The 6,941-nt window shown below is 66.3% G+C and carries 5 protein-coding genes and 1 pseudogene; 5 read left to right on the forward strand and 1 reads right to left on the reverse strand.

Features of this window, described 5'->3' with window-relative positions; genetic code table 11:
* Nucleotides 1–41 precede the first annotated feature (41 nt).
* A pseudogene (ligA, locus tag Q1V87_RS10985) lies at nucleotides 42–1,466 on the forward strand (NAD-dependent DNA ligase LigA); the annotation flags it as partial.
* A 71-nt stretch (nucleotides 1,467–1,537) separates the two neighbouring features.
* The gene (locus tag Q1V87_RS10990) at nucleotides 1,538–2,026 is read left to right on the forward strand and encodes a DUF4262 domain-containing protein (RefSeq protein WP_300592608.1); all 489 of its coding nucleotides are present in this window, start codon (nucleotides 1,538–1,540) and stop codon (nucleotides 2,024–2,026) included.
* 11 nt (nucleotides 2,027–2,037) lie between these two features.
* Here Q1V87_RS10990 and Q1V87_RS10995 read toward each other — a convergent pair whose 3' ends face one another.
* Nucleotides 2,038–3,741, reverse strand: coding sequence for a long-chain-fatty-acid--CoA ligase (locus tag Q1V87_RS10995; protein WP_300592610.1), 1,704 nt, complete (start codon nucleotides 3,739–3,741; stop codon nucleotides 2,038–2,040).
* A gap of 82 nt (nucleotides 3,742–3,823) precedes the next feature.
* On the opposite strand from Q1V87_RS10995, the gene gatC reads away from it, so the two are divergent.
* The 3 genes from gatC to gatB all read left to right on the forward strand — a co-directional run.
* A complete protein-coding gene (gatC, locus tag Q1V87_RS11000) occupies nucleotides 3,824–4,123 on the forward strand; it encodes an Asp-tRNA(Asn)/Glu-tRNA(Gln) amidotransferase subunit GatC (protein WP_300592612.1) in 300 nt (99 codons plus the stop codon).
* Nucleotides 4,120–5,643: an Asp-tRNA(Asn)/Glu-tRNA(Gln) amidotransferase subunit GatA gene (gene gatA / locus Q1V87_RS11005; RefSeq protein ID WP_300592614.1), complete on the forward strand. Its 1,524-nt coding sequence runs from the start codon at nucleotides 4,120–4,122 to the stop codon at nucleotides 5,641–5,643. The genes gatC and gatA overlap by 4 nt, the downstream gene beginning before the upstream one ends.
* Nucleotides 5,643–6,941, forward strand: a 1,299-nt coding sequence (gene gatB / locus Q1V87_RS11010) for an Asp-tRNA(Asn)/Glu-tRNA(Gln) amidotransferase subunit GatB (protein WP_300592616.1), incomplete at its 3' end; no start/stop codon positions are given. The genes gatA and gatB, both read left to right, overlap by 1 nt.

Genomic DNA, 6,941 nt, shown 5'->3' on the forward strand with positions numbered 1-6,941 from the left:
CGGTCGAGGAAGCCGTAGAGGCGGCTGCCGACTAAATCCGTCACTACGGCGAGCTCGGGCACGATGTGGAGCATGCGATCGACGGTGTCGTCGTCATGGTCGATGAGCTGGCTCTGCACGACGAGCTGGGCGCGACCAGCCGCGCCCCGCGGTGGGCGATCGCGTACAAATACCCGCCCGAGCAGGTGAACACGAAACTGCTCGACATCGTGGTGTCGGTCGGTCGCACCGGTCGAGCAACGCCCTTCGCGGTCATGGAACCCGCGCGGGTCGCCGGCAGCGTCGTGCGCCAGGCGACGCTGCACAATCAGGATGTCGTGAAGGCCAAGGGCGTGTTGATCGGCGACACGATCGTCATCCGCAAGGCCGGCGACGTCATCCCAGAAGTTCTGGGCCCGGTCGTGGAGCTGCGTGACGGCAGCGAACGCGCATTCGTCATGCCGACGCACTGCCCCGAATGCGGCTCTCCGCTCGCCCCAGCGAAGGACGGCGACATCGACCTGCGGTGCCCGAACACGAGATCGTGTCCCGCTCAGGTGCGGGGGCGTGTGGAGCACATCGGGTCGCGGGGCGCTCTCGATATCGAGGGTCTCGGCGAGGTGTCAGCCGCGGCGCTGACGCATCCGTTGCGGCCCGAGGTGCCGCCGCTGGTCACCGAAGCCGGCCTCTTCGATCTGCGTGCCGAGGACCTGTTTCCGATCGACGTCGAGGTCCGGGATGCTGAGACGGGTCTCGTTCGTCTCGATGCTGACGGCGAGCCGGATGCGCGCAGCCCGTTCCGTCGTCAGCGTAAGGCTCCCCTGGAAGGCCGTGCGCCGACCCCGTCGCGCCCCGATCCTGTTTTCGATCCCGACGGGCCGTTCGATGGCGATGCCGACTTCATCCTGTCCGCGGCGGCGCATGAGCTGCTCGAGAATCTCGGACGCGCCAAGACGAAGGAGCTGTGGCGCTTCCTCGTCGCGTTGAGCATTCGTCACGTCGGCCCGGTCGCCGCCCGCGCGCTGGCGCAGTGGTTCGGGTCAATCGATGCGATTCGTGCAGCGTCCCGTGAAGAACTCGCCGCAGTCGAGGGCGTCGGCCCGATCATCGCCGACGCGATCATCGACTGGTTCGAGGTCGACTGGCACGTGGAGATCGTTGAGCGGTGGGCGGCTGCCGGAGCGCAGCTTGCCACTCCCGGGCATCCGGGTCCGGGTGCTGCTGTCGCCTCGGGCGGCGTGCTCGAGGGCGTCACGGTTGTGGCTACCGGAACTCTTGAGGGATACACCCGCGAGGGTGCACAGGAGGCGATCATCGCTGCCGGTGGGAAGGCTGCCTCGAGCGTGTCGAAGAAGACGGATTTCGTCGCGGCGGGCCCAGGCGCGGGCTCGAAACTCGCGAAGGCCGAGGAGCTCGGCATCCGCATCATCGACGCCGCGCAATTTCGCATCCTTATCGAGCAGGGACCAGCCGCGCTGGGGGAGTAGTTCGGCGCAAATCTCAGTGTCGTACGTTTGTTCTAATCTCAGGATCAAGATCACTGAGGGAGGACAAGATCATGAGTGCACTGGACGCCGCAACGCAGGCATGGCTCGACCAAGAAGATCGCCACACCGTTGAGACCATTCGAAAGTACGGTACGTACATCCAGTACGTCGGTGGGGACGGGGACGTTGAACGCGCGCCGTTCGCGTACACGGTTGGTCTGTATGGGATCGGTCATCCCGAGCTCGTGATTCTTGGTGTGGGGCCTGAGACTGCGGCAGCGGTTCTCAACGATCTCTCGGCGCGTATCCGGCACGGATCCGATCTCATTCCGGGCGGGATTCTGAGCTTCCAGGTCTGGCAGCATCGCGTCCGGGTCGAGGCGGTTCCCAACCCGGGCGAGATCGCCTTCGCCGCCAATCGGTTCTACCAGCGACCCGACGCGTTCTCGGTTCCGCTTCTCCAACTCACCCACGACGATGTCAACGGCCACTTTCCGGACGAGGTGGGCTACTCGATTCCCGCATGGATTCAACCGCGGCCTGGGCAGTGGCGAGCCTGATACCGGAGTCCTTACTCCTCGCCCGAGAGCTCCAGGAGTTTCGTGCGCACCTGCCGCCGCAACACCTTTCCGATCAGTGACTTCGGCAGCTCGTCGACGACGAAGATGCGTCGCGGCACCTTGTAGGGGGTCAGGATGCTGCGAGCGAAGTCACGGATCGCGGTCTCGTCGATGTCCTCGATGCTCGGATCGAGCACAATCGCGGCGACGACTTCCTCCCCGGAGTGCTCCGACGGCAGGCCGACTACGGCGACGTCAGCGACCGCAGGATGCTGCCGCAGCACTCCCTCGACCTCGGTCGGGGCGACGTTGAAGCCCCCGGTGATGATGAGTTCCTTGATGCGATCGACGATCCGCACGAAGCCGGCGTCGTCGATCGTGACGATGTCTCCGGTGCGGAACCATCCGTCAACGAAGACCTCTTCGGTCTCCTCCGGGCGACCGTAATAGCCCGAGAAGACCTGGGGTCCGCGAACGATGAGCTCGCCGCGCTCGCCGGGCGCGACATCCGTGGTCGGGTCATCGGGGTCAACGACCCGACACTCCGTTCCCGGGAGGGGCAGCCCCACCGTTCCGGGGACGCGGTTTTCGGCGACAGGATTGGCCATGAGGACCGGGGAGCATTCGCTCAGTCCGTACCCCTCGACGAGGTATCCGCCGGTCTCGGCCTCGAACGGCACGACCAGCTCGTGGGGGAGTGCCATAGCGCCGGAGATCGCGATACCTGTGCCCGCGAGCGAGATCCCGGTGCGCTGGGATTCCTTCAGCAGCCGGTCCGCGATCGGAGGTACGAGCGGCAGGAAGGTCGCCGGATGCTTCTTCGTGACCTCCAGCACCATGTCGGGGTCAAAGCGTGGGAACAGCACGAGCCGCGCACCCATCGACATCGCGAACGTGAGGCACAGGGTTAGTCCGTACGCGTGGAACATCGGCAGGACGGCGTAGACGACGCATCCTTCGCCGCGATGGATCGTGGGGACCCAGGCGCGCGCCTGGGCCGCGTTCGACAGCAGGTTTCGGTGGGTCAGTGACGCGCCCTTGGGGTTGCCCGTCGTTCCGCTCGTGTACTGGATGAGGGCGAGATCGTCGGTCGAGGGCGACGGATGCGTGGCGGGCAGTGGCTCGTGACCGACGACATCATCCCAGCTGACAGCGCCGCTGACTCGCTCGGTCAGCGCAGTGCGCGCCTCGCGTGCTTTGGCGATCGGGAGCTTGAGCGCCAGCTGCATCGTCCACGGCATCGCCTTCGTGATGTCCACGGAGATGAGCGTGTCGACACGCAGGTCGCGCGGGAACTCCTGAACGGTGCGCACGACCTTGCTCCACACAATGGCGTGCTTGGCGCCGTGGTCTTCGAACTGCTTTCGCAGTTCCCGCGGTGTGTAGAGGGGGTTGTGTTCGACGACAACGGCGCCGAGACGCAGGATGGCGTAGAACGCGACGATGTGCTGCGGGCAGTTGGGAAGCACGATCGCGACGGGGTCTCCTGCCCGGACACCGTGTGCGTGCAACGCGGCAGCCGCGCGCTGGATCTGCTCATCGAGCGACCGGTAGCTCGTCGTATGTCCGAAGAACTGCAGTGCCGGGGCATCGGGATAGTCACGGACGGATGCGGCGACGATGTCGATCAATGACCCGCTGACCGGCTCGAGGTCCTCGGGGACCCCCTCTGCGTAGATGGCGATCCACGGGCGGGGCGGGTCGTAAGAGGTCACGGCACCCAGCCTAAGGGCGTCGCCAAGCCTGCGGGAGAGGTCTCGGCGAGGGCGCGTCATCGCCCCCACCTAGAATGGTCCGGTGTCTGAAATCACCCCCGATCTCGTGCGCCATCTCGGTGTGCTCGACCGGATACGCAAGAGCGACGACGAGGTTCAGCGCCTCACCGGTCAGCTCGACGCGATCGTCGACAACATCGCCAAGGTGTCTCAGGTCGCCACTCCCGAGGTGCCCGCGACGAGTCATCCGATCGCCCTGCGCAACGTGTTCCGCGCTGATGTTCCCGGCGACATGCTCACCCCCGAGCAGGTGCTGCAGAACGCCCCGGATGCCGCAGACGGCCGCTTCCGTGTGACCGCGATCCTGGGAGAAGAGCAGTGACAGACCTCACCCGACTGACCGCAGCCGAACTGGCATCCTCGCTCGCTTCTGGCGAGATCTCGAGTGTCGAGGCCACGCGCGCCCACCTCGATCGGATCGCAGCGGTGGATGCCGACATCCACGCCTTCCTCCACGTCAGCGACCAGGCGCTCGAGGTCGCTGCCGGCATCGACGCCCGGCGCGCGGCAGGCGAGGAGCTTCCCGAACTCGCCGGCGTCCCCCTCGCCATCAAGGACGTGCTGGTTACGACCGATATGCCCTCGACGAGCGGCTCTCGCATCCTCGAAGGATTCATGTCGCCCTACGATGCGACAGTCGTTGCTCGCTCACGTGCTGCCGGTCTCGTGCCACTGGGCAAGACCAACATGGACGAGTTCGCGATGGGTTCATCGACCGAGCACTCGGCATACGGTCCGACGCATAACCCCTGGGATCTTGAGCGGATCCCGGGTGGGTCTGGCGGCGGTTCTGCGGCGGCGGTGGCAGCGTTCGAGGCGCCGCTGGCTCTCGGCTCTGACACGGGCGGCTCGATCCGTCAGCCCGCTCACGTCACCGGCACGGTGGGCCTTAAGCCCACGTATGGCGCCGTGAGTCGGTACGGGGCGATCGCTCTGGCTTCCAGTCTCGATCAGGTCGGACCGGTCACGCGTACGGTGCTCGACGCGGGCCTGCTGCACGACGTCATCGGTGGACACGACCCTCACGATTCGACCTCGCTCGCCGAGGACTGGCCGTCGTTTGCGGATGCCGCACGCGAAGGAGCCCGCGGCGACGTGCTGAATGGTCTGCGCGTCGGCGTCATCCGGGAGCTGCCCGACAGCGGTTTCCAGAGCGGCGTGTCTGCGTCGTTCCGCGCTGCTCTGGCGCGCATGGAGGCGCACGGCGCCGAGATCGTCGAGATCAGCGCGCCCCACTTTGAGTACGGCGTCGCGGCCTACTACCTGATCCTGCCGGCCGAGGCATCCAGCAACCTCGCGAAGTTCGACTCTGTTCGTTTCGGACTTCGCGTCGACGTTCCGGGGGGAACGGTCGAAGATGTGATGGCGGCGACCCGAGATGCCGGTTTCGGAGACGAGGTCAAGCGCCGCATCATCCTGGGCACCTACGCGCTGAGCGCTGGGTACTACGACGCGTACTACGGGTCCGCGCAGAAGGTTCGCACGCTCATCCAGCAGGACTTCGACCAGGCATTCGCGCAGGTCGACGTGATTGCCACTCCCACCGCCCCGACCACAGCCTTCCGTTTGGGGGAGAAGATCGACGACCCGTTGCAGATGTATCTCAACGACGTCGCGACGATCCCTGCGAACCTGGCCGGCGTGCCCGGGATCTCGCTTCCCTCGGGCCTGTCGGCCGACGATGGACTGCCGGTCGGCATCCAGTTCCTCGCCCCGGCGAGGCAGGATGCCCGGCTCTACCGTGTCGGTGCGGCGCTCGAAGCGCTGCTTGTCGACGAGTGGGGCGGTCCGCTGCTTGATCGTGCCCCGGTGCTGGGCGCTGCGACGGGAGGTCGTGCCTGATGGCTACCGCAAAGCTCATGGACTTCGACAAGGCTCTCGAGATGTTCGAGCCGGTGCTCGGGTTCGAGGTGCACGTCGAGCTGAACACTGAGACCAAGATGTTCTCGGCGGCCGGCAACCCTGCTCACGCGTCCAACCACAGCGCTGAGCCGAACACGCTCGTCGCGCCGGTCGACATGGGCCTGCCTGGCGCATTGCCGGTCGTGAACGAGACAGCCGTGCGCTCCTCAATCAGCCTGGGCCTTGCCCTCGGCTGCTCGATCGCGCCATCGAGCCGGTTCGCGCGCAAGAACTACTTCTATCCCGATCTCGGCAAGAACTATCAGATCTCGCAGTACGACGAGCCGATCGCTTTCGAGGGGAAGGTTGAGGTCGAGCTCGAAGACGGCACGATCGTAGAAGTTCCCATCGAGCGCGCGCACATGGAGGAGGATGCCGGAAAGCTCACCCACATGGGAGGCTCCACCGGTCGCATCCAGGGCGCCGAGTACTCGCTTGTCGACTACAACCGTGCGGGCGTTCCGCTGGTTGAGATCGTGACCAAGCCCATCTATGGCGCTGAGCACCGCGCGCCCGAAATCGCCAAGGCGTATGTCCGGACCATCCGTGACATCGTGCTCTCGCTCGGCATCTCCGAGGCGCGACTCGAGCGCGGGAACCTGCGTTGCGATGCCAACGTTTCGCTTCGGCCGCGTGTTGCGGCCGGTGAGCCGCCGGCGCCGCTCGGCACGCGCACCGAGACCAAGAACGTCAACTCGATGCGCTCGGTCGAACGGGCAGTGCGCCACGAGATTCAGCGGCAGGCCGCGATCTTGGCTGCCGGAGGCACGATCACGCAAGAGACCCGGCACTGGCACGAAGACACCGGCACGACGTCGCCCGGTCGCCCGAAGTCGGATGCCGATGACTACCGCTACTTCCCCGAGCCCGACCTGCTCCCCGTCGAGCCGTCAGCTGAGCTGATCGAGGAGCTTCGTGCCGCGCTCCCCGAGGCGCCCGCCGCGCGTCGCCGGCGACTGAAGGCCGAGTGGGGCTTCACGGACCTCGAGTTCCAGGATGTCGCCAATGGCGGCATCCTCGCCGAGGTCGAGGCCACGATCGCCGCGGGTGCGTCGCCGGCGTCAGCGCGCAAGTGGTGGACCGGCGAGATCGCCCGGATCGCCAACGCTCAGGACCGCGAAGCGAGCGACCTCGTCTCGCCTGCGGACGTCGCGGCCCTGCAGGGGCTCGTCGATGCCGGAACACTCACCGACAAGCTCGCCCGGCAGGTGCTGGAGGGTGTCATCGCCGGCGAGGGC

It is taken from the genome of Microbacterium sp. (assembly GCF_030149085.1).
In the GTDB taxonomy this organism is placed as follows: domain Bacteria; phylum Actinomycetota; class Actinomycetes; order Actinomycetales; family Microbacteriaceae; genus Microbacterium.